This is a genomic window from Methanobrevibacter sp. AbM4, assembly GCF_000404165.1.
Taxonomy (GTDB): Archaea; Methanobacteriota; Methanobacteria; order Methanobacteriales; family Methanobacteriaceae; genus Methanarmilla; species Methanarmilla boviskoreani.
Genome location: NC_021355.1, coordinates 1518525 through 1544870 on the forward strand (window position 1 = coordinate 1518525; position 26346 = coordinate 1544870).

24 protein-coding genes, 1 tRNA gene and 1 other RNA gene are annotated in these 26346 nt (G+C 28.1%); 7 read left to right on the forward strand and 19 right to left on the reverse strand.

Features of this window, described 5'->3' with window-relative positions:
* The first annotated feature begins 244 nt into the window (after positions 1-244).
* Positions 245-2047, forward strand: a complete 1803-nt coding sequence (locus tag ABM4_RS06395) for a DUF2070 family protein (protein WP_016358866.1) — start codon at positions 245-247, stop codon at positions 2045-2047.
* A gap of 423 nt (positions 2048-2470) precedes the next feature.
* On the opposite strand, the gene ABM4_RS06400 is transcribed toward ABM4_RS06395, so the two are convergent.
* Positions 2471-2761, reverse strand: a complete 291-nt coding sequence (locus ABM4_RS06400; protein ID WP_016358867.1) for a hypothetical protein — start codon at positions 2759-2761, stop codon at positions 2471-2473.
* A gap of 403 nt (positions 2762-3164) precedes the next feature.
* Between ABM4_RS06400 and rqcH the strand changes: the two genes are divergently transcribed.
* Complete coding sequence (gene rqcH / locus ABM4_RS06405; protein WP_016358868.1) at positions 3165-5159, forward strand: ribosome rescue protein RqcH; 1995 nt, start codon at positions 3165-3167, stop codon at positions 5157-5159.
* Positions 5160-5569: 410 nt separating this feature from the next.
* Here rqcH and ABM4_RS06410 read toward each other — a convergent pair whose 3' ends face one another.
* Positions 5570-6295: a metal-dependent hydrolase gene (locus ABM4_RS06410; RefSeq protein WP_016358869.1), complete on the reverse strand. Its 726-nt coding sequence runs from the start codon at positions 6293-6295 to the stop codon at positions 5570-5572.
* 187 nt (positions 6296-6482) lie between these two features.
* Positions 6483-7820, reverse strand: coding sequence for a hypothetical protein (locus ABM4_RS06415; RefSeq protein WP_016358870.1), 1338 nt, complete (start codon positions 7818-7820; stop codon positions 6483-6485).
* A gap of 444 nt (positions 7821-8264) precedes the next feature.
* On the opposite strand from ABM4_RS06415, the gene ABM4_RS06420 reads away from it, so the two are divergent.
* Entirely contained in the window at positions 8265-8471 is a 207-nt protein-coding gene (locus ABM4_RS06420) for a class III signal peptide-containing protein (protein ID WP_016358871.1), read from the forward strand.
* Position 8472: 1 nt separating this feature from the next.
* Positions 8473-8652 carry a class III signal peptide-containing protein gene (locus tag ABM4_RS06425; protein WP_040681587.1) on the forward strand — a complete coding sequence of 60 codons (180 nt, stop codon included), beginning with the start codon at positions 8473-8475 and terminating at the stop codon, positions 8650-8652.
* Positions 8653-8930: 278 nt separating this feature from the next.
* On the opposite strand, the gene fwdF is transcribed toward ABM4_RS06425, so the two are convergent.
* The 3 genes from fwdF to ABM4_RS06440 form a co-directional block, all read right to left on the reverse strand.
* Complete coding sequence (gene fwdF, locus ABM4_RS06430) at positions 8931-9917, reverse strand: tungsten-dependent formylmethanofuran dehydrogenase subunit FwdF (protein WP_016358872.1); 987 nt, start codon at positions 9915-9917, stop codon at positions 8931-8933.
* Between the two features lie 14 nt (positions 9918-9931).
* The gene (locus ABM4_RS06435; protein ID WP_016358873.1) at positions 9932-10123 is read right to left on the reverse strand and encodes a 4Fe-4S binding protein; all 192 of its coding nucleotides are present in this window, start codon (positions 10121-10123) and stop codon (positions 9932-9934) included.
* A 95-nt stretch (positions 10124-10218) separates the two neighbouring features.
* Positions 10219-10674: a phosphopantetheine adenylyltransferase gene (locus tag ABM4_RS06440; RefSeq protein WP_016358874.1), complete on the reverse strand. Its 456-nt coding sequence runs from the start codon at positions 10672-10674 to the stop codon at positions 10219-10221.
* 285 nt (positions 10675-10959) lie between these two features.
* On the opposite strand from ABM4_RS06440, the gene ABM4_RS06445 reads away from it, so the two are divergent.
* From ABM4_RS06445 to ABM4_RS06455, 3 genes are all read left to right on the forward strand, one after another.
* Positions 10960-12531 (forward strand): radical SAM protein, encoded by a 1572-nt coding sequence (locus tag ABM4_RS06445; protein WP_016358875.1) that lies wholly within the window; start codon positions 10960-10962, stop codon positions 12529-12531.
* A gap of 298 nt (positions 12532-12829) precedes the next feature.
* Positions 12830-13942 carry a pyridoxal phosphate-dependent aminotransferase gene (locus ABM4_RS06450; protein ID WP_016358876.1) on the forward strand — a complete coding sequence of 371 codons (1113 nt, stop codon included), beginning with the start codon at positions 12830-12832 and terminating at the stop codon, positions 13940-13942.
* Between the two features lie 453 nt (positions 13943-14395).
* Entirely contained in the window at positions 14396-15310 is a 915-nt protein-coding gene (locus tag ABM4_RS06455) for a cation diffusion facilitator family transporter (protein WP_016358877.1), read from the forward strand.
* A gap of 207 nt (positions 15311-15517) precedes the next feature.
* On the opposite strand, the gene ABM4_RS06460 is transcribed toward ABM4_RS06455, so the two are convergent.
* The 13 genes from ABM4_RS06460 to hdrB all read right to left on the reverse strand — a co-directional run bounded on the left by ABM4_RS06460 (position 15518) and on the right by hdrB (position 26336).
* Complete coding sequence (locus ABM4_RS06460) at positions 15518-16714, reverse strand: iron-containing alcohol dehydrogenase (protein ID WP_016358878.1); 1197 nt, start codon at positions 16712-16714, stop codon at positions 15518-15520.
* Positions 16715-16959: 245 nt separating this feature from the next.
* Positions 16960-18396: a glutamate--cysteine ligase gene (locus tag ABM4_RS06465; RefSeq protein ID WP_016358879.1), complete on the reverse strand. Its 1437-nt coding sequence runs from the start codon at positions 18394-18396 to the stop codon at positions 16960-16962.
* Between the two features lie 174 nt (positions 18397-18570).
* Positions 18571-19374: a class II glutamine amidotransferase gene (locus ABM4_RS06470; protein ID WP_016358880.1), complete on the reverse strand. Its 804-nt coding sequence runs from the start codon at positions 19372-19374 to the stop codon at positions 18571-18573.
* 234 nt (positions 19375-19608) lie between these two features.
* Positions 19609-19693 (reverse strand) — tRNA-Ser (locus tag ABM4_RS06475).
* A gap of 131 nt (positions 19694-19824) precedes the next feature.
* Positions 19825-20138, reverse strand: an RNA gene (gene ffs / locus ABM4_RS08920) — signal recognition particle sRNA.
* Between the two features lie 104 nt (positions 20139-20242).
* Entirely contained in the window at positions 20243-20647 is a 405-nt protein-coding gene (locus ABM4_RS06480; RefSeq protein ID WP_016358881.1) for a CBS domain-containing protein, read from the reverse strand.
* Positions 20631-21542, reverse strand: a complete 912-nt coding sequence (locus ABM4_RS06485) for a 2-phosphoglycerate kinase (RefSeq protein WP_016358882.1) — start codon at positions 21540-21542, stop codon at positions 20631-20633. The genes ABM4_RS06480 and ABM4_RS06485 overlap by 17 nt, the downstream gene beginning before the upstream one ends.
* 507 nt (positions 21543-22049) lie before the next feature.
* Positions 22050-22742, reverse strand: a complete 693-nt coding sequence (locus ABM4_RS06490; protein ID WP_016358883.1) for a metallophosphoesterase — start codon at positions 22740-22742, stop codon at positions 22050-22052.
* 98 nt (positions 22743-22840) lie between these two features.
* Positions 22841-23491 (reverse strand): transposase, encoded by a 651-nt coding sequence (locus ABM4_RS08800; protein ID WP_016358884.1) that lies wholly within the window; start codon positions 23489-23491, stop codon positions 22841-22843.
* A gap of 176 nt (positions 23492-23667) precedes the next feature.
* The gene (locus ABM4_RS09145) at positions 23668-24177 is read right to left on the reverse strand and encodes a helix-turn-helix domain-containing protein (RefSeq protein WP_016357795.1); all 510 of its coding nucleotides are present in this window, start codon (positions 24175-24177) and stop codon (positions 23668-23670) included.
* Positions 24178-24333: 156 nt separating this feature from the next.
* Positions 24334-24864 (reverse strand): DUF2096 domain-containing protein, encoded by a 531-nt coding sequence (locus ABM4_RS06505; RefSeq protein WP_016358885.1) that lies wholly within the window; start codon positions 24862-24864, stop codon positions 24334-24336.
* A complete protein-coding gene (locus tag ABM4_RS06510; protein WP_016358886.1) occupies positions 24861-25127 on the reverse strand; it encodes a DUF749 domain-containing protein in 267 nt (88 codons plus the stop codon). The genes ABM4_RS06505 and ABM4_RS06510 overlap by 4 nt, the downstream gene beginning before the upstream one ends.
* Before the next feature lie 324 nt (positions 25128-25451).
* Positions 25452-26336 (reverse strand): CoB--CoM heterodisulfide reductase subunit B, encoded by an 885-nt coding sequence (hdrB, locus tag ABM4_RS06515; RefSeq protein WP_016358887.1) that lies wholly within the window; start codon positions 26334-26336, stop codon positions 25452-25454.
* Between the last annotated feature and the right edge of the window lie 10 nt (positions 26337-26346).

Here is a 26346-nt window from a genome sequence, read left to right on the forward strand (position 1 = left end):
TAAAATTAGTAAATTTAAAAATTTGAATTCCAACAAACTATAATATTATAAGAATTACTTACTATATAAAAATTTATTAATTAAATTAACAAAATGTTAAATAACAAAATTTTTATTAAGAAATTAATTAATTAGATAGTTAGAATATATAAATGAAAAATTTAAATGACATATATTTCTAGAAATCAGATTAATGAATAATAAATAGAATTTTAATAACAAACAATTATTTGAGGAAAAAAACATGTCTAGTATGAGTAGTGTAGCAGGTCTTTCAAAATATATTACTACACTTCCCAATATTAAATTTTCAGTAAAAGCCACAATAACTATTACATTTATTTTAGGTTTATTAATTTCAATTATTAGACCTTATCCCACTAACATTCTGCTTGGAATAATTATTGGTGGTATAATATCATTTATAATATATGGATTAAGTGGTATAATTAGTGGATTTATAAATCAAAATCTTATTAGTTCATTTAATGGAATAAATCTAAAAATCAAACATTCAATGTTTCTATCTTTTATAAATTCCACAATACTTTCAGTTATTACGTTAATCGGATCTATAATCTCCAGCAATCCTAATTTTGTAATAAATTTTATTGAATTTGGATATATTCTAATATTTGCTTTCAGCTTTCTGGTTTTCTGGGGAGCAACCCAAGTAAATATGAAAAAATCAAGTTTAGTTGCATTAATTCAACCAGTGATAAGTATTTTTTTATTGCTTGCAGTTAATTTCATTGGACTTAATGTATACAGTGTATCTTTCAGTATATATCTAGTTGTTAAAATGCTTATAGGCTGTCTTATCTTTCTTATTGCAATATATCTATTTGTTAAAACAATTAACTCACCAATGAAAACAAACATGGGTATTGATGGATTGCAACTATTAAGCTTATTTATAACACATATGAATGAAGGTTCCCATGATTTAGAAGAGTTATTCGTTAAATCAGGAGCGGATATCGACACCGTTGTAAGTATTGTTAGTTTTAAAACGAAAGAGAAAATCAAAGCATTATTTATTAGTCCGGCAGTTCATCCGGGACCTTTAGGAAATATCGGTGGAGGAAATATGCCTACAAATCTTGCAAATAGATTTAAACCATTTACCATGATTGCCCATGGACCTTCAACCCATGATTTTAATCCTGCAAGCATTAAGGAATTAGATAAAATAGAAGACAGTATTAGAAAAGGATTATACAAGATGGAATATTCTAAAAGTGCAAGTAAATTTGTAAGATATACAAACAAATCCGCAAAAATAGGTGTCCAATCTTTTAACGATGGAATTGTACTGTTAAATACCTTTGCACCACTTGGTAGTGATGACATTGAATTTAGTGTAGGCCTTACCATGATGGTTCAGGCAAATAAAACATTTGAAAATAAATCAACGGTTATAGTAGATTGTCATAATTCTTTCTCAGAGGAATCTGGTCAAGTATTGCCCGGCGATCCACAGGTATTTGAATTAATTGACGGAATAAGTAAAATTAAACTAGGCAAGAAATATTCAAATATCAAGGTAGGATGTAGTCAAAATCTAATGGATGGACTAGGAAAAGAGGAAGGTGTTGGAGACAGTGGTGTAAAAACCATGATCGTAGATGTTGAAGGTCAAAAAACAGCATACATACTTTTCGATTCCAACAATATGGAAGTCGGCTTTAGACAGGAGATTTTAGACTTTGTATACAAATGTGGTATTGATGAGGCAGAGGTTATGACCACAGATACACATAGCGTAAATACAATCTCAAGAGGATATAACCCAATTGGATTGAGTAACAGGGCCCAAATCATTGATTATGTAAAGGAAACAATTGAGGAAGCCCTTGAAGATCTTGAAGAGGTTGAAGTTGGATGCAGTACAGAAAAAATAGAGAATCTAAAAACATTCGGACCTAACAGATCTACAGAATTAATCTCAACAATAAGTTCAATAGTTCAAGTAGGAAAGATTATAGGTCCGGTGATATTTGTTTTTGCTTTCATACTTACATTTATCTGGTTATTTTTATTATAATAACCAAATTAACTTTTTTAAGATTTTCATTACTTAATTTTTTTAGATTAATACCGTCTAACCTTTTTATTTCTTTAATTGATGCCATTACTTGATTACATCCCTATTCTTTTTTTATAGAAACTTGACAAATATCGTCCTTATTCTTTCTTTATGATATAACTGTGAATAAATTCATGAATTTAATGTAATATATGATTTAATAAAGTATTTTACTGATTTTTATATTAAACACTACTAGAAATAGCTAAATAAGCGGGATATTAAAATATAAACTAACCAAGTATAAAAAAAAAAATAAAGAGTATATAAAAAGATAATTTAGCCTATAAAACCTAAAAATTTAAAAAACCCAATAAAAATAGTTAATAAAAAGCAATAATTAAAAATAGAAAAAAAACTTAAGATAAATATCTATTTATCTTATAAAAATGGAATAAATTTAGCATAGCTTAAGAATAATACCCACACTGAGAACCATCCAAAAACAAATGGAATAATTCCCATCATAAACCATTGTTTAAAACCGTCAATAGAATCTGCATATTGCTTTTGACAGTAATTACCAATGAAATATAAAACAATAAAACCTATTACAGATGCAAGAATCTCATTTTTAAACCCAAAGGTTCCATATGAAAACATTGCAGAGAAAACACCTACAATTAAACCTGGTATTAAATGGATTGCCGCAATCTTTTGTACATCATCCATGTTTATCCTCCAAAATTAAAAAATTATAATAAAATAATATGAAAAGTTATATAAATAAATATACATTTATAATTTATACTTACTAATAAATATACATAATGATTTTATTAAAGAAATAATAATTATTTACATGAAAACTGAAAGTTAGATAAAAAACATAACCAAATAAAAAGTATGTTAAAAAACTTTTAACATATTTTAAAGAACAGACTATATTTAATCAAAAAAATCTAATTAAATCAAGATATAAATTTACTATTAGAATATTAATCTAAAATACTATTTAAAATTATATACAGATAATATAACTATAAAAGAAAAACAATTATTTTATCAACCATTAATATATTTCATGAATTATAATTTTAAAAATTAAGGAAATTAAGTAAATAGAGGAATTTTAATGAAAACAATGACTAATGTGGATATTTTTACAATATCCCATGAATTAAACAAGTTACTTGAAGGTTCAAGAGTAGATAAATCATTTCAGCCAACAAAAGACATCATCGTTATGAGATTCCATAAAGCAGGATATGGAAGAATAGATTTAGTTATGGAAGCTGGAAAAAGAGTACATACAAGTAGATATCCTCTTGAAAACCCTACAAAACCACCTTCATTTCCAATGTTACTTAGAAAAAGACTTAGAGGTGCTAACGTAGTTAGCATTGAACAGTATAATTTCGATCGTATAATCGAAATCAAGATGAAAAAGGATCAGGTTTATACATTAGTTATTGAGCTATTTTCAAAAGGCAATATCATTCTTTTAGATGAGGATAAAAATATCATAATGCCTCTTAAAAGGAAATCATGGAGCAATAGGGATATCAGTGCTAAAAAGGAATATGTCTATCCGCCGAAAAATGGAATCAATCCATTAACAATTACAGAGGATGAATTGAATATTCTTTTTACCAATTCCGAGGATGACATCATAAGAACACTTGCTAAAAACGGTCTTGGAAGTTTATATGCAGAAGAAATCATGCTAAGGGCCAATAATATAAGGAAAGATATGAAAATTGAGGGAATCGATAAACAATCAAGCACCAATTCCCTTAGCAATGAGGACATCCATCATATCTATCAAGGCTTAAAATCAATCTTTGAACCTTTAAGTAAAGGTGAAATAAAACCAGAGATAATATCAGAAGGTAAAGATGATGTTGTACCAATAAAACTTGAAAAATATAATGATTTTAAACATGAATACTTCGAAACCTTCAATGAGGCATGTGATGAATTCTATTCAAAAGAAGTTAAAACCAGCATTACCTCAGAGCAAGAGAAAATCTGGAATAAGAAAGTCGGAAAATATTCAAAAAGACTTGAACTTCAAGAAGAAACACTTAAGGGATTCCATGACACTATAGAAAAATCCCATAAAAAAGGGGAATTAATCTATTCACATTATCAGGAAATTGAATCAGTTATTGGTGTAATCAATAATGCAAGAGACAAGGATTATTCCTATCAGGAAATAAATAAAATACTAAAAAAAGCAAGAAAAGAGGGAATGAAAGAGGCGCAGATAATTAAATCTATTGATAAGATGGGAAACATTACCCTAGATTTAGAAGGCATCTCAATTAACATCGATTCTAGAAAATCAATTCCTGAAAATGCTGATGTTTATTATGAAAAGGCTAAAAAAGCAAAACGTAAGATTTCCGGAGCCAATATTGCTATTGAAAATACTAAAAAACAACTAGAGGAAATGGAAAGGAAAAAGGATAAAGCAATGGCAAATATAATGGTTCCTAAAAAACGTGAAAAGAAGGAACTTAAATGGTTCGAGAAATTCAGATGGTTTGTAAGCTCCACAGGCAAACTTGTAATTGGTGGACGTGATGCGAATAGTAACGAGAATATTGTAAAGAAATATTTGGATAATAATGATATTTATATGCATGCGGATATACATGGTGCACCATCAATAGCCATTAAATTAAATGGTGAGGAATTTGATGATGACACCGTTAGGGAATCTGCAATATTTGCCGCATCATTTTCATCAGCATGGAGCGACGGTTATTCTACACAGGATGTTTACTGGGTCAATCCAGAACAAGTTTCAAAAACACCGGAATCCGGAGAATATGTGGCGAAAGGATCATTTATTATTAGGGGTCATAGGAATTATATTCGAAGTGCAAAACTAAGAATTGCAGTAGGAATTGTTGACTATGAAGGTAAAAGAGTTATGGCTGGTCCGGAATCTGCAGTTAAAAAATTAACAGATAACTATGTAGTTATTAAACCAGGATATACTAAAAAAGAGGCAATGGCTAAAAGTATATTATCAAAGATTAATCAAGATAACCTACTTGAGCTAGATGACATAGTAAGGATTTTGCCTACAGGCAAATGTGACTATGATAATAAAAGATAAACATAGTTTTATTAAGTTTATTAAGTTAAACTATTAAAAAAATAAAAGAACTTTTAAAATAAATAAAAAAATATTTTAAAATATTTAGATTTTTTAATTAAAATCTAAAAATTTTATTTTATATGAATCTAATTTTAAAAAACCTAAATTTTTAAATTAAAATCTAAAAACTCTACTCTTATATTAAAAACTAATTTTAAATTTTATTTTATATGAATCTAATTTTAAAAAACCTAAATTTTTAAATTAAAATCTAAAAACTCTACTCTTATATTAAAAGCTAATTTTAAATTTCATTAAATATGAATCTAATTTTAAAAAACCTAAATTTTTAAATTAAAATCTAAAAACTCTACTCTTATATTAAAAGCTAATTTTAAATTTTATTTTATATAAAATCTCTATAAAGATCAATCTTCTTCTTGATTGAATATTTCAGGCTTGTAAATTTCACCTGGATTCATTATTACCACATCAATTGAGGGATCCAATTGTTTTACAAAATTAGAAAACACGACCGGGTCCTGTCCAATAGCAGGAAATGTATTATAATGCATTGGAATAACAGCTTTTGGAGAAATCCAACGGGTTGCAAGTGCTCCCTCAAAAGGACCCATGGTGAATTTATCTCCAATTGGTACCATAAGAATATCTGGTTTATAGATATGTCCAATAATATTTTCCATATCACCATATAATGCAGTATCTCCAGCATGGTATATCTTCTTACCGTCAGGTAAAGTAAATAGGAAACCTGCCGCACTGCCTCCTGGAACTGCACCCTCTTCAACAAAGTCAATATCGGAAGAGTGTATAGCATCTAACATGGTAATCTTGATGTCATGAACAAAAACAGAACCACCGATATTCATACTTACAGCTTCAATACCCTGTCTTTGTAGGAATAAGGCAATCTCAGCATTAGAAATTACAATAGAATTATTCCTCATAGCAATCTCATATGCATCACCGAAATGATCTGAGTGACCATGGGTTATACAGATTATATCAGGTTCTAATTCCTCAACAGGTATGTTACATGCAGGATTATTACTGATAAATGGATCAATCAATATCTTTATCTCCTCATCAGTAGTAATCTCAAATGCAGAATGTCCTAACCATCTTATTTCCATAATTAACCTCCCTAAAAATATTAATTGTTAATAGATAATTTGTTTATAAAAAAATAAATATTTTTTCAAAATTTAAAAATAAATAGAATTAGATAAATGATCTTAAAAATCAATAGAAAAAAAGAAAAGCTAGAAGATGCTTTCAAATGAGAGCCTAGTAAAAATTGTTAAATGGATAATTAAAAAATCATGCATGAGCCAATACCTGGCTATTAACTGCCTGTGCAATATTCCAAGTTGAATCAAACATGTTTCTAATATCATCAATAGATGTTTTATCGGTATAAACCGCACCATATTGGAATCGTTTATCCTCCTCGGAATCAGAAACAATTAATGCATAATCATCGTCTATTATTAAATTGATAGTATCTAATTTCGGCATTGTTCTAATTTCCACATTCTTTTTAACAATTGAATTTAGAATCAAAGCCTCGGATAAATCAGCAGTATCAATATCTTCAATAATAATTTTAGTTGGAATATTTGAAATATTCTCTAAAAATTCATGGGACAAATCTTTAAGTGAACTTGTAATCAGACAGATTTCATTAACTGCATTTGCAGACAATTTATCAAATGCCTCCTGAGTAGAAATTCTTCCATTAGAACTAATTACATAACTTCTTAAAAGCTTTGGAATAGGAAGTGACTCGGGATTATTAGGATCTATTTCAATTTCATCTTCCTTAATAGGGGTAATCGTATCAGGAATAGTATTTGGACTAACAACCTTATCCTGATTTTCAGGTAAATCTGTAAGATTACTTAATTCAAATGGACTACCATAGATATTAGCCTCATTTAAAGGATTATCATTATAGAAACCATAATCCTCATCATTATTTGGCAACTCCCTAGAATGGTCTTCATTAACAAAATCCTCAAAATCAGTGTTATAAACTACAGAATTGGAATTGTGACCGTTTTCAGCTAAAACTTCTTCTATTTTTTCAGATTTTTTAGATTTAGGAATATTGGAAATATTCAATAATCCATTTGAACGACCTTCTTTTTTAGTAGGTTTACGAGTAATTTTTAAAGGTCTTTCATAGTTAGGTGTAAATTGATAAGTTTTATCTGTGAATTTAGATGTAGGATTTTGTACTTTTAAGACAAGTTTTGAATCATCTTCATCATCAGAATCTTCATAATCATCATAAGACCTGTAAGATCCGCTGTTTTCCAAATCTTCAAAATTAAGTGAGTCCATGTCTTCAATCTTAGTTTTTTCAAATTTAGGTCGTTTAAGATTAATGTTAATATTATCACTTAAACCTTCAACATCTAGATTTTTAATTCTATCTTTGGTGGAAGTTGTTTTACCTAATACCTGGTTTTCATTGCCAAAGGTAATAATTTGATTAGAGGTTGAAGTAATTATTAAATATAAACCGCATACACCTACAATTAGGCCTAAGATAACAATAAATTCCCTTAAATTATAAAACATATTTAATATTAATACTGCTATTGCCATAGCTAGCAATAGAAATCCTGAAAAAACTTTTACTAAATCCGCCAATCTTTACACCTACTAAAACTCAAATTAATTACTGAATTAACACAATTTAAATATTAAATATATGTTTAAATTTAAAAACATTTAAAGTTTATTATATTTTGTATAAAAATTAAAAAAGATTAATAGAAAGCTATTAGAAAAAATAAACAATTTAGAAAATAAATAAAAATAAAACCACATATTTTCCCAATTATTAAATAATTTTTTCCATATGAAAAAAATCAACTTTATTGAAAATTTTAAACACCATATAAATTTTTAAAAAAAAATAATCTGAAAAATTCCGATAAATATTAAAGATAAAGCAATAAATTCTTTTTAAAATCTAATTAAACTAAAGAATAATTTATATATTCCAAATATTATTAAGATTCTTATATATTTTAAGAAAAAAATAAGAAAAGATAATTATTAAACAAATTAAAAGGATATTCTGGTGATTAGATGAATCAGATAACATATAAAATAGATAGATTGTTTAAAGATGATGGTGGACAAGGTGCAGCGGAATATATCCTTTTATTGGGAGGAGTAGTAATAATTGCAATTATTGCACTTTTAATATATAGGTCATATATAAGCTCATCATCAAATCTTACAGCAGAATCCGATACCAATTCAATAAGACAGACTTTGAATAGCTCAATATAAGATGAAGATTCTAAGGGAAAATAATAGTCAGATAAGTGCCGAATTAATACTGCTTCTAGGTTCAACAATCATTATTGTAATTATTGTTGGAGAAATGGTTTTTAGAATAAATGAGGATATAAATTCATCACTTAAAAGACTAATTGAAACTGGAAGGAATAGTAGCTTGAACAATTTATAATTTTTTAGTTTAAAGGTTAATCTGGTTGATTAAACTGGATTAACCTATTAAATAACTAATAATTTAAATTATGATTGATTAAACTAAATAAATATTTTTAATAATTAGAATGTAACTACTAATTTTTTTAATTTAAACTTAAATAAAAAAGAGATATTGTTTTAAGGAGAATAACCAATTCAATGAAAATTTAAAATGATTTAATTAAAAATTAGAATCTATAGATAGACTAAAATTAAAAATCCAAAAAAAGTATAAAAAAAGAAAATTAATAATATCTACTCTACTAATTTACCAAGAATATCTTGCCAGGAAGTAGATTTAATATTATCAAGTTCCATACTTTCTCTTTTAATAGTAAGCAAGTTTTGTGGACAAGCTTTTGCACATGAACCACATAAATTACAGTGTTCAGGATCCATATGAGATTCATTATCAATGATCTCTACAGCATTACAAGGACATACATCTTTACATGCATGACATGTTTCACCCTTACATACTAATTCTGGATCTCTTAAGATTTCACCAATAAACGGTTTATTTACTTCAATAGCGTCTGCTGGACAGACGGATTTACACCATCCACAATCAATACATTTTCCTTCAATGAAGACAGTACCAGTAATTTGAGGTTTTTCAATTTCTTCATTGTGCATACAAGTACTACAAATAGCAGTAATTGCATTCTCAGGACAAGCTGCTTTACATACCTTACAATAAACACATTTGGAATCATCTACCTCAATAGTATCCGGAATTCCAAATTCATTATTTGATGTAACAGTAATTGCACTTGCTGGACACAATTCTGAACATATTCTACAATAGATACAATCCTCATCATTAATACTGATTTCACCTACAAGCAAATCATTACGGTCAGGTAAATCCCTTTTAAAGAAAATTGTATCTCTAGGACATGCCTCAACACATCTACCACAGAAGAGACAGTCTTCTTCATTGATTTTTGCATCATTATGCCAATTTGGATAGTCTTTTAATTGTGAGATTTCTTCCCCATCAATTTTAAGAGTTAAAGCACCGAAAGGACAAGAAGATGCACATAAACCACATAAAACACATTCATTTTTATTACATGAGATATAATCCATTTTTAAAAGTCCTCTTGCAATAGGTACAATTGGACCTAATCTTAATGCTTCAGTTGGACAAGTATCTGCACAAATTCCACAACCTACACATTTATCATTATCATGAATTAATTCCCTATTTTCTAAGCCTTCTCTTGCAAAAAGTGACATAGGAAATACCCCATTTATACTTTAGATATTGCTTGGTTAGGACAATTTTGAAGACATAAATCACAATCATCACAGTTTTCAGGAATGATTTTTACATCCCCATTATCCTCAACTAAAGCGCCTTGTTCACATAATTTTATACATAAACCTTCGCCTGGACAATTTTCAATATGTCCACACTTATCTACGTCTATTTGAATAGCCATTAAATCACCTATAAATTTTATATATACTATTTATCTCGATATGTATATATAAACATATCGTTTTGATTCTATTAATGAAAAGTTTTAAAAAGTAATTAAATCAATTTTCCTTTTTTATCAATTTCTCCTTTACGTATTCTAGTAGAAGAAATAGGAATACCATCATCTGCCAAAACAAAGCTTACCACTACAATATCAATAGGATGCATACCTTTATCCACCCTTATTTGATTTATTTCAAGGGCTGTAGGTTCTGTCTCCTCACTAACCACTATAGCGTCATAATCCTCTTCAAAAATTGTAGGTCCATATTTATCATCTAAACGGATCAAATGAAAGTTATCAAAATCCTTAAAAAAATTATTTAAGTTAGACATTCTAACTTCACAGGAATCAATATCCCCTTTTAATCCACCAAAAGCATCAGAAGTTACACCAATCTCAACAAACTCCCCTAATTGAAATGCAGTTTCCAATAATTTCCTATGCCCATAATGAAACTTATCAAAAGTTCCACCAACAACTACCTTTTTGTATTTTTTCTCACTCATAAAATCAATTGAAATATTTTTAATAGATAATATATCTATTAATTTATTTATACTTATCTTTATATTTTTAATATAAAAAATCATAAATAGAAATAAAGGCATAAAAGGACCTGAATTAAAAAATAAAAAATAAATAAACAATATTTAAAGGATATTAACTGATAAAATATCTAATAACAAATGAGATATTCAATAAAAATTATAAAAAAATTATAATTAGATTAAAATATAAATTAGGTATTAATAATAAACTAGTTATAATCAAACTAACTTTAAGGTAAAATTATGATTTATGAGGAAAACATAGTTCAAAAAAAGATTCAAAACATAGACATTAGGTTTGGATTAGTTTATCCGAATGTTTATAAAATAGCTATGTCTTCATTAGGTTATCAGATAATATATAATTTATTAAATGATAGAGACGACTGTTTCTGTGAGAGGATAATATTCCCGAATACAAGAAGCATTGAAACAAACAGTCCCTCATCCGACTTCAATATACTCAGTTTCACAATACAATTTGAGGAGGATTATTTTAATCTTGTAAAGATATTGAAAGAATCAAATATCCCCTTAAGAAGAGAGGATAGGACAGACAAAGATCCATTAATAATAGCTGGAGGACCTACGGTTACCGCTAATCCGATGCCTATTGCCGATTTTGTGGATATTTTTATTATTGGTGAAGGTGAAAATGTTTTAAGTGAATTTTTAGATCTTTACAGGGAAATTCCTAACCCCCATGAAAATCTTGATAAGTTTTTGGATATCGAAAGTCTATATATTCCAAAATTTAATAATAAAACCGAAATATCCCTTATTGAAGATATGGATAATGGATACCATATAACCTACCCAATAATTATTCATACAGACGATAAAGAATACACTCCTGTTTTTCAAAACGCCATAATGCTAAATGTTTCAAGAGGTTGTAGTAGAGGATGTAGATTCTGTATGTCCGGATATCTGTACAGACCTACAAGAGAAACCTCACTTGAAAAACTTATTGAAATAGCTGAGACCTCAAGAAAAAATAGTGGACTTAACAGAATCGCTTTAATTGGACCTGCGGTATCTGATTACTCAAGAATAGATGAATTAATAGAATCCCTTGAAGAAAGAGGTTTTGAAATATCAACACCCTCCATGAGAATTGAGACCATTACAAACAAATCCTTAGAATATCTTAAAAAGAGTGGCCTTAAAACTTTAACGATAGCTCCGGAATCCATATATCATCTTAGAAAACGTATCAACAAGGATATTCCAGACGAACTAATAGACAACCTAATCGACTCTGCATTAAACATTGGTTTTAATCTAAAATTTTACTTCATAATTGGTTTTCCAAATGAAACCAAAGAGGATATTATAGAACTTAAGGATTATATAAAAGATATTGATTCAAGAAAGGATAAAATAGACCATTCCCTATCAGTTAAGTTCAGCATAAATCCTTTAATTCCCAAGGCTCAAACACCCCTCCAATGGGATACCTATAATATGGCTTCAATTAAAAAAAAGATAAAGTATCTTAAGAAAGAACTTAATGGAATAAATCTTAAATTTGACAGTCCCAAACTAGGATTAAAACAATATATATTATCATGTGGCGGTAAAGACATCTCCAAGTTAATTGAAAAATCTGCAGATGAGAATATTGGTATTAAAGAATGGGAAAAACATGTCCCACAGTATAATACTGATGATAAACTACCATGGGACAATATAGATTTAGGATATAGGAAAGATTTTCTAAAAGAAGAAAGAGAAAAAATGGATTTGAATATTACAACCGAGTGGTGCCAGGAGAGCAAATGTTATAATTGTAAATATAATTGTTACTATTAATGATTTAATTAATTAGAATTATAACATTATTTTAATTTTTAGAATAAAACCGCATAATCGTTATAGTTAGTTTACAACATTATAAAAAAAGTCCCTTATTCGAAATTATAACGAATTATTGATTTAAAAAAAATCACATAAATCTTAAATTTAAAAAAAAAATTATTAAATTAAATAGGATTAACCTTTAAAATATTAAATAAAATTAACCACAGATATTATTATATCATATAAAAAAAGACAAATATATTTAATTTATTTTAAAAAATTCAAATTAATCATTTAAGAGGTTACAAGAATGGTTAAATCAACATATAGAACAAGTTTAATTGAATTATCACAGATTAGGAAAATGTTCGAGAATACGAATCCGGATGCTATTAACTTAGCTATTGGAGAACCTGATTTTGATGTTCCGGAAAACATTAAAAATGCGATGAAAAAAGGAATTGATGATAATTTTTCTCATTACACCCCCAACAGAGGTTATGAAGAGTTAAGGGAAGAAATTGTTAAAAAACTATCAAAAGACAACCACATTAAAACCAACGCTAACGACATAATTGTAACTTGTGGAGCTAGTGAGGCATTAAGTGATTGCTGTCAAGCATTATTTGAAAAGGGGGACGAGGTTTTAATTCCAAATCCCGGATTTTTATCTTATGAGGCAACTGTAAAATTAGCCGAGGCAAAGCCAGTGGGATATGAAACACCAATGGAGAGAGGATTCAAAGTTAAAACCGAGGATATTCAAGAAAAAATCACTGAAAATACAAAAGGAATTATCTTAAACAGTCCTTCAAACCCTACAGGAGCAGTGATAGATAAAGAGGACATCAAAGGTATTGCAGATCTTGCAACCGATAATGACATAATGATCATCTCAGACGAGATATATGAAAAGATCATTTACGACAATAAAAAACATTACTCCCCTGGAGCATACAGTGATAATGTTATTACAATTAACGGATTCTCAAAAGCATATGCAATGACAGGTTTAAGACTTGCATATATGAGTTCACCATCCTACTTTACAGAGGAGCTTCTTAAAGTTCACCAATATACTACTGCCTGTGCAAGTTCAATATCCCAAATAGGTGGAATTGAAGCATTAAGGGGGCCTCAGGAATCAGTAAGTAAAATGGCAAAAGAATTCGAGAAAAGAAGAGATTTAATTACAGATAGCTTAAACGATATGGGATATGAATGTGTTAAAGGTGAAGGTGCCTTTTATGTATTTCCAAAAGTACCTAATCCTGAGGAATTCGTTAGAAAAGCCATGGATGCAGGTGTACTCTGTGTACAAGGAATTGCATTTGGATCTGAAGGTAAAAACAATGTAAGAATGTCTTATGCAAATTCATATGAAAATATTGAAAAGGCCATGGACATTTTAAGAAAAATATAATTAAATATTTTAAATTTCTTAATATTTTTCCCGTATTACTTACATTTTATTTTAATAAAACTCCAATCTATAAACTTATTTTTTTAATATTAACTTTAATATATAAATTGATAATATGAAACTTCAATACAGACTTATTTTAATAGAAATAGCTAATCAATTGATTAACACTAAAAATTTTAAATAAATATGAAATAAAATTTCATTTAAATAAACATTATAAAATGAATAAATAAGATTAATCCCATTAAATTAAATATCCTTAATAATTAATACTTCAAACAATTTTATTTTTAAATTAAATAATGATTTATAGGACATCCTAATTTTAAAAATTAGATATTTGCCAATGATAAAAATAAATTAATAATTTTACAGTTACCTAAAAAGCATATTCTTTAAATAGGTATTAAAATAAATTAAAAGTTAATCGATAATTTTTAGTGAAAAAATATGAATGCTGATGACAGACATAAAGCTGGAAGAAATGCTGCTTTAACTGGTATAATTGGAAATACATTCCTTACAATATTCAACATTGTTGTTGGAATGATATCCGGAAGTTATGCACTTGTAGCTGAAGGTGCACATACATTCTCGGATGTTGCAACCTCAATAATTGCATATATAGGTTTTAGATTTGCAAATAAACCTGCAGATGAGGAACACCCATTAGGACATGGAAGGGCTGAGGCAATAAGCGGGCTTACAATAGTTGTTTTCCTTGCAATAATTGCATATGAAATTATAAGGGGAGCTGTTGACAAATTATTCTTCGCACAAGCCGTTACCGCTCCTTCAGAACTTGCAGGAGTAATGGCAATAATCGGAATGATAATTAATATAATCATGAGTCAGAATATCATTAGAATCGGCCAGAATATCCGCAGCCCTGCAATTGTGGCAGATGGAAAACATCAAAGGGTGGACCTATTATCATCACTTGCAATATTGATTGGGGTAATCATATCAAGATTAGGATATACAAAAGTAGACCCAGTTATTGGTCTTTTCATTGGTTTGATGATAGTTAAAATAGCTTTAGAAGTTGCAAAAGATAATATCGACAATATTATGGGAAAGGTTCCCTCAAAGGAGTTAATCGAGGATATCGAAAAAGAGGCACTTTCTATTGATGGAGTTTATGGAATTCATGATATCAGAATCAATTATTTAGGTTCATATGCAACTGTAACCTTCCATATTGAATTAGACCCTAAATTAAGCTTAATTGAATCACATGAGATTACCCATAAGGTACAAAATAAGGTAGAAAATAAAATTGACATTATCCATGGTGTTACTGCTCATGCTTGTCCTTATGGTGTAAAATATAATCATGAACAACAAATTGATGAAGAATACTGATTCTTCTTTTACTATTTTTTAAACTATAAAATAATTACCATTTCGAACTTGAAATCTAAATCAGTTAAAAAGAGCATTAAAAAATTATAGACCATAAATCCATTATAATAACAAATAACTTTAATGGATTTAAAGGAGATATAATAAAAAATTAATGAAAATCAATTTTTTAAAGTTTATGTGTAATAAAATATTAAACTAAAAAATCTATTCAAAAGATTCCTCATAGATTTTTACAACATCTTCTACAGTAAATTCATAACGGTCTACTGTAAATAGTATACCCATACTATCAAATGCAGTATGAGCCATATCCTCAAATTCATCAGGACTTACACCATAATCAGACATTTTATATCCGTCAACTTTAATATCTTTATGGAATTTGTCTAACGCAGTGATGAAATCCATAGGATCTTCAGCATCTTCAATACCCATTACTTTTGCTAATTTAATAAATCTATCATCACAGACATGTTTATTGATTAAAAATTTAAAGTATGCTTTACTAAGTAGAATTAAACCTAAACCATGTGGAAGATCATGGTGGTATGCAGATAATGCATGTTCAAGAGAGTGTAAACTACTGGTATTTCCAACACTCATTACAAGACCAGATAAATAACTTCCAAATGCTACCTTTTCCCTAGCCTCAAGATCATTTCCATTATTTACCGCTTTAGGCAAATAGTCATGAACATTACGTACAGCTTCTAAAGCATACATGTCAGAGTACATATTAACAATGCTATTAATATAACCTTCAAGACTGTGGGATATTGCATCGAATCCTTGGAAGGCAGTGTATTTTTCAGGAACAGATACCATTAATTCAGGATCTATAATTGAAAGAACAGGGAATAAATCTTGTCCGAAAATTGCAGTTTTTTCTTTAGTTTCATTGTTACTTACAACAGCACCCATATCTGCTTCTGAACCAGTTCCTGCAGTAGTTGGAATAGCAACTAAAGGCAATGCCTTATTTTGAGGAGTCTTTTTACCTCCCTTACCAAATTGAACATAATCCCATAGTTTTCCAGGATTATTTGCAACTAATGCAATTGCTTTAGAGGCATCCATTGCACTTCCACCACCAATTGCAATAATTATATCACATTTTTCTTCCTTAGCAACGTCTGCACCTTTATCAATTGTAGTGTTTAAAGGATTCGGTTCAATCTCATCAAATACCACATATTCGATACCTTTTTTATTTAAGTTTTCTATTAAAGTATCCAAGTAACCATTTCCTTTAACTGATTTTCCGTTAGTTGTAACAATTAAAGCTTTTTTAGCATCAGGTAAAAATTCATAAATTTGATTTAGTTTACCACTACCAAATTCAACATGAGTTGATACAGTATCAAAAAAACTATTATTAGTTTCTAAAAATTCATTTGACATAAATAATAACTCCCAAACTATTAAATTCTAATTTTATATTAAATTAAAAAAATGAGTGATTACTCATTTCTCACATATTATAATAATAAATTCACATATTTAAATCTATTGTTTTTAATAATTTTTTATAAATAAAATTTTTATAAAAATAATAAAGTCTAGGATTATATGGAAGAAGATATAATTGAATCTATAAAAACAAGGGATTACCATAAGATATAAAACATTCAGTTTTAAAAGGGAAATTAACCGGAATATTTACCTTGAAGTGCAATGGGAACATATTTTTTAAATCTTTCATCCTGTAATATATCGGTATTTCTAATAATGTACTCACTTGTCTTCTTATTATTCATGGATAAATTGATTTGACTTTCTATAAATCCATCTTTTTTAATTAACTTAAGAAGACGCTTACCATATGTTAATGAAGGATTAGAAAATCTCCTTTTAAGTGAGGTTAAAATAGGTTTAAAATAATCCATATTAAAAGTTTCTACAAGGTTTTCCATATCCTCAAAAATCTTTAATCCCCAATCCTGAAAACTTATTTCCTTTCCATCCTTTAGTAGTTTTAAGTCCGGAAGATAGCCATATTGTGCAACCTTCTCCTCATTTAAAATAGCCTCGTTTTGCCAATCCCCATAGTCAGACTCATCCATAATAAGCATATATATTAAAAATAGATGTAAAAAATCCATATCCTTCTGGATCAAACCACATTTATAGAAAGGATTAATATCCAATGATCTAATTTCAATATATTGAATACCATCTTCATTTAATGATTCAAGCATTTTACTTGGATTTTTAGGCTTTAATCTAATCTGTGTATATAATTCCTTAGCCTCTGATAATTTACCTTCATCTATATATCCTTGAACATCAGATGTGAACTCAGCCACATTGTTATAGCTAGGCCTTAACGGATCTAAATTTTTATAACCGCAGGAGGAATTTCTTAAGGATGGTCCTGATTCTGTATAGAAACTTCCTTTATTATCACTATACTGCATTAGATTAGTACATTCATCTGTAAAGGTTCTATGAGCCGCAACGGAACATCCCGTAAGATATATGATTAACCAGGAATGCCTAATATAATTTCTTGCAATCTTCAGATATAGTTTATCTTTAAAATCCCTATAACTAATATCAATAAATGTATCCTCAATAATATGTTTATAAAGCTCTTGAACCATCTCATCTTTAAATGAAAAATTAAAATGAATACCTGAGATTAATTGTTTTTGAAGACCATATTTTTTTGCAAGACCTTTTCTATAATCTGAAAATCTTTTAGCCAAATCCCCATCACCGGAAAATTTCGCAATGGGTATCTTATCTGGTTCTGGAAGTATACAAGGTAAAGATTGAAACCACATGAATTCCTCCTCACCTAAAGAAACATTAACTAAATCAGAAATAAATGAAAAGAATTGGAATGCCTTTTCAACACTGTCAAATGCAGGAGTGATGATTTCAAATTGACTCTCAGAAAAATCAGTAGTAATATAAGGATTATCCAACTTGTTTCCAAAAACTGTAGGATGTGGTTTTAAAGATAAATGACCATTTTTTAAGGTTCTTAGACCTTCCCACTCTATTCCAAATAAACCTTCCAATAACTGTTCACCAGTAAAATATTTTTCTATATTTGATAAACTAAAAATATCTTCCATAATAACCCCTACTTAGCTAAATTAACACGCTCGTTAAAATTTCTTTTATACAGATGTTCATTAGTTTAGATAATAATTTTTTAGAGATCAGTTTTCATATTTAATATTTTCATGTATTAGTTTAAAAGAGAATTCCTTTATCCTGTTCAATTAATATACTAAATCCGATGTTTACTACCATAAAAAATCTCCCTCAGATACTTTATCTAATGAATTTAAAAATTTTTTAATAAAGATTAACTGTTCAGGAGTTTCAATGTATTCATTATTATGAGTGTTGGATTTAAATATTAATTTACCGTTTTTAAAGCATAATAAAGTGTTTAATGGCACATCTTCCCAATGACCATCATTTAATGGGACTGTTGAAAACATGACACCATGATTAAATTTAAAGTAGTGTAAAGAGTCTCTACAATTCATATGAACATAAATATATTCACCATCATGAAGCAAGAAGTCTAATTTGTTATTAAAAGATAAGTTTGAAACTAGATTGCTTAATAAATCAAAACGTTCTTTAACATCCAAGCTTCTATTTTTTTGAGATTCGAGTTTATTAATGTTATCAATAATATAAAGTAAAACCCTCTCAGAATCGGTACCTCCCTCTTGAATCATGGAATATCTACATAAATCTGAACTATCAAATATTGTTCCATTATGAATTAATGTCCACATTCTGTTAGAATCATCTTTTTTATAGAAAGGATGACAGTTAGAGGGAATTAATTTACCTATTGTAGCTAGTCTAATATGTGCAAAAACATTTTTATTGATTATAGGCTTTTCTAAAAGATTTTTCAAATTTAAACTCATTCTTGCACAAACAGGCTCTTTATAAACAGAATAATTTGAAGAATCTAATAAAGCTAAACCCCATCCATGTGGATGACAATTACAATGAGAATAAAAGTCTTTTAAATATTCATTTATTTCTAAGGGATTATCTGAAGAATAAGCAAATAATTCACACATGTTTTACCTCACATTAATTTATATTAAAACAATAATTAAACTTATTTAATTTATTAACAAATAGAAAATAATTAAATTAAAAGAGAATAATTCTAATACAAAAATTATTAACCAATATTTAAACTAATTTATTAAAAATCTAAACATAACTATTGTTATATTTCTTATTATATATAAACTTTAATAAAAAACCATGATTTAAAATATAAAAAAATAAGCTAAATAAAAAATAAACGCCGGGAACGGGATTTGAACCCGTGTTATCCAAGGGATAATCGGATTAGCAGTCCGACGCCGTACCAGGCTGGGCCATCCCGACATTTGAAAAAAATTAAAAATTGCAGTTAAATAATCAACTAACTATTATTATTTTATTAACTATAATATAAAAGTTTTTCTATTTTACTAATAAAAAATCAGGAAGATAAGAAAACCTAAAATTTTAATAAAAAAATGGCACATCCGAAAGTGGACTAAATTCAACAATAAAGGTTATCTCAAAAACCGACTCCACTCCGCTACTCTACAAGCATTAATTGTTCATAGTAGAGCTGCTCCCTTCCGGGCCTAACACATTCCCACAATAAAGGTAATTAATTCCTACCCTCCAGTAAAAATCATACCACCATTAATCCTGCAGGACGAAGTTTCCATATCACTTTTTAAGGCCTTTATTATATCCAAAAGCCGCCTTTCGGATTTCGACCGCACCAAAGGGGATCTGTGCTTACAGAGGACCCCTAACCCTCCAGTCTAGCCATAAATATATATTATATTAATATTATATAAATGTTATGAAAAAAGTTAGATTAAAATATAAAATCGAAAAATAGATAAAAAAAATAGAATAGGTTAAAATGAAATAGGATTAACTAAACTCCTTTTTTAAAGCGGAAATAATATCCCCATCAGAAATAATTCCCACCAATTTACCATGGTCTAAAACAGGTAATTGATTAACTATTTCATTTCCTGGAGCATTATTGTCCATTTCAGAAACTGCTTCCATTACACTATCGTCAGGTCTGACAAAAGCAACTTGTTTAACCATAACATCCACTACTTTAGTACCTAATGTATATTTATCTAAAATGAGATTATGACCTAAATCAGTAGCAGTTACAATACCTACCATTTTATTATTATCTATTACCGGCATAGCACTAATTTTATGTTTCATTAATCTTTCGAAAGCAAAAACGACCTCCTCATCAGGGTCAACAGTAACCACATTAGTTGTCATTAAATCCCGTACTTTAATGTTCTCCATCATTGGCAATTCCTCCATAAGTTTTTGTAATAGATTTTATCATGAAATCTATAGTACCTGGAATTGTTACATTCTCTATAACAGGTACATTATATTTTTCAGATTGTGTGACAATATATCTTTGAATCTTTCTAATTGAGCCAAAATTCTCCAAATATTTTTTAAGTGGTCTTCTAGCCCACATTTGACTACTTCTTGAGTAAAACCTACTTTTATGCACCTCTTCATCACTTACTTGTAAAGTGAATAATATTACATTATCTTTATCCAATAATTCTTGTTTAATAAAACCTGGAACAATATGTACTCCTTCAATTACAATACTTATCCCTTCATCAATAGCCCTTTCGATTACTGCATCTACACCTACAGCTACAGTATCAACATGATCTTTATATCCAGCAATAACTTCATCAAATTCCGGAGGTGACGGAATCCTCATAGCTTTATATGCAGTATAACTAGATTCATGAATAACTGGAGATAAATCCTTTGAAACGATTTTACGCATTACCTCACGGATCATATCCGTACTAATCATATTACGGATACCTAATCTGTTAGCTATTTCAAAAGCAATAGACGAAGTTCCAACACCAGATGCCCCTGCAATTAAAATAATTAAAGGTTCTTGACATTTAGTGATTTTCCTCCAATTAATATACTTTTCGGCAATATCAGGATCAGTTTCTTCAAGCTGTTCAACTATCATTTCAGCCAATTGATCACTCGTTACAATATCTAGACCCAAATCGTTTATTTTAGTTTCAATACATGCGGCAACTTCATAAGCTTTGGTTAAATCCATTTCAGCCCTAGTTAAAGAACGTGACAAAACGCCTTTAGAAAAAGGTTCTGTATATTTCTTACCACTAACTTCTCCTTGTACCATAATCATTTTATCACAACATTCTAATTCTTTAACAAAAAATAAAATTATCAAACAATAATCAATAATATTTTTAATACAATCATTAATAAAATTTACTAAATAATTCTAAATTGATAAATCCAAATAAGAAATAAAATAAAAATAAATAGTACTTTGTTTAAAATAAATGAAAAAAATATACAGTAAATGATAAAAATACTTTTTTTAAATAAAAATAATAAAAAAATAAAAAATTAAAGAATAATTAAAAAACACAAGGTTAGAGAAAATAAGAAAAATAAAATTAGTAAATAATTAAAAAATACTGGATAAAAGAAAATAAGCAGGATAAGAGAAAATAAGAAAAAATAAAAAATTAATGAACAATTAAAAAATATGGGATAAAAGAAAATAAGCAGGATAAGAGAAAATAAGAAAAAAATAAAAAATTAATGAACAATTAAAAAATCATTCCAAAATAAATAAAAAATGCATTGTTGAAAATAAAGAAAAATAAAAATTAAAAAATAATTTTTATTCTTTAAATGAGATTAAATCTACATCATAGTTTAAAGTATCATCATCAATATTAATTAAACATCCATAGTTTTCTTTAAGCATACCTGGATTTACAACAATGGTATCTCCAATTTTATCTTTTGATCTTGCTTCATGTATATGTCCACATAAATTAATATCTGGTTTAAACTCTTCAATAACATCCCTTAATGCTTTACTTCCAACATGAGTTCCATCAGGTATTTTATCTGCCTCAGTGTTTAAAGGAGGTGCATGGGTAAGTAATATTTTTACTTTAGGTACTTTGTCATTTGCCATAAAATCATATTCAGCAAACAACTCTTTAACATTGTCATATAGATGCTGATCGTGGAATTCTCCAGGAGTGTCAAATGGTGTTTTATTAGAACCTCCAAATCCGAAGATGATTACATCACCATATGCAATAATCTGATTGTGAAGACATACAGCATCGGTATCCGTGATTGCATTACAGATTCCATTAGGATCACAATTTCCAGGAACTGCAAAAACATCAAAACCTAAATCTGAAATACTGCTTATAAATTCGTCTACAAAATCCAAAGGACCGAAATTAGTTATATCCCCATTAATTAAAACCAAATCTATATCCTGATTATTTTTCAAATAATTAATGAAATCATCATTTTTTTCACCATGAATATCACTAATTGATAAAATCTTCATCTAATTACCTCTTGATCTTTTAAGTATATGTAGGTATATTCAAAATATATAATATATTTATCTATATGAAAATAATTATAAAAATAGATTATAGTATTTTACCAAATGTTTATACCTAAATATTCGTTGACCCAATTTGTGTAGAATGAGGTTAAATCAACTATTTTATAGAATTCATCTTCAAATATTTTAATTAATTCGTTTAAATTTTTATACATTGATTTATACACTTTGGATTTAATTTTACGCCATACATCTTCGATTGGGTTTAAATCTGGGCAATATGGTTTTAGAAAAATTAAGTTTATGTTCAATATTTCACAGGCTTTTTCAACAATTTTGGCATGATGTATTCTTGCGTTATCTAAAATAATGTTTATTTTTTTTTCTTTTGAGTTTATTTCGGTTATTTTTGGATTTAATAGGTTATTTATTAATCTTAATCTTTTTTCATACCAGATTTTTCTTGAATTATTGTTGTCTTCTTTCCTGCAAATCTTTTGAATTTTTTCTATTGACTTCTGTTTGGAATTGTCATTATATAGTTCATTATTGATTTTATTTATCAGATCCATTTCGTTTAATGATTTGGAGGATAAATATTTTTTTATTTTTTCATCAGACAGGTTTTCATTCTTTATTGCTTCCTCGATTAATTGTTTACCTAATTTATTGGTCATGTTTTCAATACGGTAATGACATAATGTAATTACAAATTGAAATGCATTGTTTTTTGTATTTGCTTCCATGTAGGAGTTGCAATTGATTCCTTGAAATCCTGTTACGTTTATTCCAAATTTTACTGGATATTTTACTTGTATATTTTTTTCTCCAGGAGTATATAATATTCTTCTAACATTTGGAACATTTTGGCAAGACGTTTCGTCTAAAAAAGCAAAATATTCTGTTTTTATGTCTGTTGTTTTTAGTTTTTTTTAAGATCTTCTTCCGGATTCTCAGGACGGGTGTTGTATTTAATGAATGGTTTTCCATAGTTTAAATTTAGTTTTTGTCTTGTAATGACCCATACTTGCTTTTCACTATATGTTATACCGTATTTTTCTTTAATTAAGTTTTGTACATCTTTTAAATTATATTTTTCTTCGTTTCCAGTTATTATTTCTTTTAATTCTTTTAGTTGTTGATTATTTAAGTAAGATTTCCTTCCACAGTTAGAATAATTTGAAAATAAACCATCAACACCTTTTTCATTATATTGTTTGACCCAACGTTCGCCTGTTTTTCTTGAAATATTAATGTTTTTTGAGGCTTTAGCAATACTTTCACCGTTTGCAACCATGTGAATTAACAAAAGACGTCTGTAAACATTGTAATATTCCTTGTACTCTTTCAGCATATCTGCAATTTCTGAAAGTTCCAAATGTTTTTCAATTTTATTATTAAATTTTTCCATGAACATATCTTTATAATTCATTAGGTATAAACTTTTGGTAAAGAACTATAAATTACTTGAAAGGATATTTTAAGGAAAAACCAGTTAAATTTGAGGTATTATAAAAAAAGATAATAAAAAAATAGTAATTAAACTGAAATAAAATTAAAAATAATAAAAATAAGGATTAAACAGGATTTATTCTAAAAAGAAAGCACCCATCTCTTTAATTCCATCTTTAACATCATCCTTATCACCATATAATGTTAAAGTGAAATCATCCTCAAACTCAATGATTAAACCATGAGTTTCTGCAATAAACTGAATTCTTTCTTCACCCATCGGTTTTTTAAAAGTTATACGGCTTGTTGAGAAACCTGGTGGTGGATTTAAATTGAATTTAGAGTGAATATCTGGAACATCATATAGTTTTTCCCCTTTATTAACTCTTTTTATTTTATCCATCCATTTCTCAGTATATCTTTCAGAAACCTTATCATTCGCCAAATCGATAAGTTGATTTTGAATTTCTGATAAAGTTACACTAGCCTTTGCAACTTCATTAATCATATCTGGATGAGAGGTATCTTTCTTATAAAAATTAATCTGTGTTTTAGTAAAACCCATATTTTTATTAATTTCTGTTGGTATTTCAACATTTTGTTTCTTTAAATCAGTTAATAAATCTAAAAGAACTAACCATAATTGTTCAATAGGTAAAGAACTCATAAATGACCTTCTAATATTTTTAAAGTAGTAATGTTGACTTTAGCATCAGCTTCTTTTAACTCATCCCTGATTTGATCAACATTATCATATGAATCTAAGAATAAAACATGATGACTAGTGGTTCCAGTAATATCCAAGATTGCAATTTCATCATCATCTTTAACTTCTCTTTTTTCAATAGTTGCCTTAAATTGTACATAAGGTCCCATTTCTTCAGGAAGATCTTTATATTTAAATATTCCACCTAATGTAGCCATAAACATTAAAATCACCTACGCTATTTTATAAAAGAAATATGTTTTAATAACATATAAAACTTGTTCGTATATATTCATACTAAATATTATTTAAATAAAGTAGTATAAAAAATTTTTGTAAAATAAAAAAAAATGTTTTGAAACATTTTAACTAATCTTAATTTTTATTTAGTATTGAAGTTTATAAACTTATTGTTTAAAGAGAAAAATATTTAAAAAAATAAGACAATTAAAAATTCAAAAATAATATAATCATTAATAAAATAAAGAGGACCTGTTAGAAAACAAGTAAAAATTAAAAAAAGAAAAAATAGAGAAAAATCTCTAAATTTACATACCTAATTTTTTAAGAATAGGTTCAGCGCTTTGTTGTTGAGCAGAGAAAGTTAATTCGTCTGCATTTAATCCCATAGCTAAACCGTATAATTGAGCTAAGTGTAAAACAGGTATATGATAATCGGTACCATATTGTTCATTTACTTCATTTTGACCTACATCAAATTGTAAGTGACAGAATGGGCAAACATCCACAATACAGTCAACACCTGCTTTAGTCATATTATCAAGTTTTTCTTTAGTGAAACTGGTAGCTACAGATTTATCTCTAGCTCTTAATCCTCCACCAGCACCACAGCACATTTGTTTATCTTGATAATCAACAGATTTTGCACCGGTAATTTCAACTAATTCATCTAAAATACTAGGATTTTCAGAATCGTCAATTTGTTTTTCTGCAGATGGTTTTAAGAAGTGGCAACCGTAATGTACAGCAACATTTAAATCCAAAGGTTTTTCAAATAATTCTGCAATTTTATCTAAACCAACATCATTGTATAATACTTCTGCAAAGTGTCTTACATTTACTGAACCTTGGAATTGGTGGTCTCCGGTTTGTGCTAAGATAGCGTTAACTTCATCTTTTTTATCAGCATTATCTTTTAACATTTCATTTGCTTCAAATAAAGAACCGAAACATCCATTACATTCAGTTACAATGTCGTCTCCCATTTCCTCAGCAATAGCAATGTTACGTGCTGCAATAGTCATCCAAGTTTTTTGATCAAAAGAACCAAATACACCAGGAGCAGGACAACAGGAAGCACCTTCCATATCTTTAAGTTCAACACCTAATTTATCGAATAAAATTCTGGTAGCTTTTTCAACACCAGGGTAACGATTGTTTACAATACAACCTAAAAAGTATGCTATTTCCATTAAAATTCCT

Excerpts from the sequence above, each read along its gene's own strand:
- ABM4_RS06395 (WP_016358866.1), top strand. The coding sequence starts at position 245 with ATGTCTAGTATGAGTAGTGTAGCAGGTCTTTCAAAATATATTACTACA.
- ABM4_RS06400 (WP_016358867.1), bottom strand. The coding sequence starts at position 2,761 with ATGGATGATGTACAAAAGATTGCGGCAATCCATTTAATACCAGGTTTA.
- rqcH (WP_016358868.1), top strand. The coding sequence starts at position 3,165 with ATGAAAACAATGACTAATGTGGATATTTTTACAATATCCCATGAATTA.
- ABM4_RS06410 (WP_016358869.1), bottom strand. The coding sequence starts at position 6,295 with ATGGAAATAAGATGGTTAGGACATTCTGCATTTGAGATTACTACTGAT.
- ABM4_RS06420 (WP_016358871.1), top strand. The coding sequence starts at position 8,265 with ATGAATCAGATAACATATAAAATAGATAGATTGTTTAAAGATGATGGT.
- ABM4_RS06425 (WP_040681587.1), top strand. The coding sequence starts at position 8,473 with ATGAAGATTCTAAGGGAAAATAATAGTCAGATAAGTGCCGAATTAATA.
- fwdF (WP_016358872.1), bottom strand. The coding sequence starts at position 9,917 with ATGTCACTTTTTGCAAGAGAAGGCTTAGAAAATAGGGAATTAATTCAT.
- ABM4_RS06435 (WP_016358873.1), bottom strand. The coding sequence starts at position 10,123 with ATGGCTATTCAAATAGACGTAGATAAGTGTGGACATATTGAAAATTGT.
- ABM4_RS06440 (WP_016358874.1), bottom strand. The coding sequence starts at position 10,674 with ATGAGTGAGAAAAAATACAAAAAGGTAGTTGTTGGTGGAACTTTTGAT.
- ABM4_RS06445 (WP_016358875.1), top strand. The coding sequence starts at position 10,960 with ATGATTTATGAGGAAAACATAGTTCAAAAAAAGATTCAAAACATAGAC.
- ABM4_RS06450 (WP_016358876.1), top strand. The coding sequence starts at position 12,830 with ATGGTTAAATCAACATATAGAACAAGTTTAATTGAATTATCACAGATT.
- ABM4_RS06455 (WP_016358877.1), top strand. The coding sequence starts at position 14,396 with ATGAATGCTGATGACAGACATAAAGCTGGAAGAAATGCTGCTTTAACT.
- ABM4_RS06460 (WP_016358878.1), bottom strand. The coding sequence starts at position 16,714 with ATGTCAAATGAATTTTTAGAAACTAATAATAGTTTTTTTGATACTGTA.
- ABM4_RS06465 (WP_016358879.1), bottom strand. The coding sequence starts at position 18,396 with ATGGAAGATATTTTTAGTTTATCAAATATAGAAAAATATTTTACTGGT.
- ABM4_RS06470 (WP_016358880.1), bottom strand. The coding sequence starts at position 19,374 with ATGTGTGAATTATTTGCTTATTCTTCAGATAATCCCTTAGAAATAAAT.
- ABM4_RS06480 (WP_016358881.1), bottom strand. The coding sequence starts at position 20,647 with ATGATGGAGAACATTAAAGTACGGGATTTAATGACAACTAATGTGGTT.
- ABM4_RS06485 (WP_016358882.1), bottom strand. The coding sequence starts at position 21,542 with ATGATTATGGTACAAGGAGAAGTTAGTGGTAAGAAATATACAGAACCT.
- ABM4_RS06490 (WP_016358883.1), bottom strand. The coding sequence starts at position 22,742 with ATGAAGATTTTATCAATTAGTGATATTCATGGTGAAAAAAATGATGAT.
- ABM4_RS08800 (WP_016358884.1), bottom strand. The coding sequence starts at position 23,491 with ATGGAAGCAAATACAAAAAACAATGCATTTCAATTTGTAATTACATTA.
- ABM4_RS09145 (WP_016357795.1), bottom strand. The coding sequence starts at position 24,177 with ATGAATTATAAAGATATGTTCATGGAAAAATTTAATAATAAAATTGAA.
- ABM4_RS06505 (WP_016358885.1), bottom strand. The coding sequence starts at position 24,864 with ATGAGTTCTTTACCTATTGAACAATTATGGTTAGTTCTTTTAGATTTA.
- ABM4_RS06510 (WP_016358886.1), bottom strand. The coding sequence starts at position 25,127 with ATGTTTATGGCTACATTAGGTGGAATATTTAAATATAAAGATCTTCCT.
- hdrB (WP_016358887.1), bottom strand. The coding sequence starts at position 26,336 with ATGGAAATAGCATACTTTTTAGGTTGTATTGTAAACAATCGTTACCCT.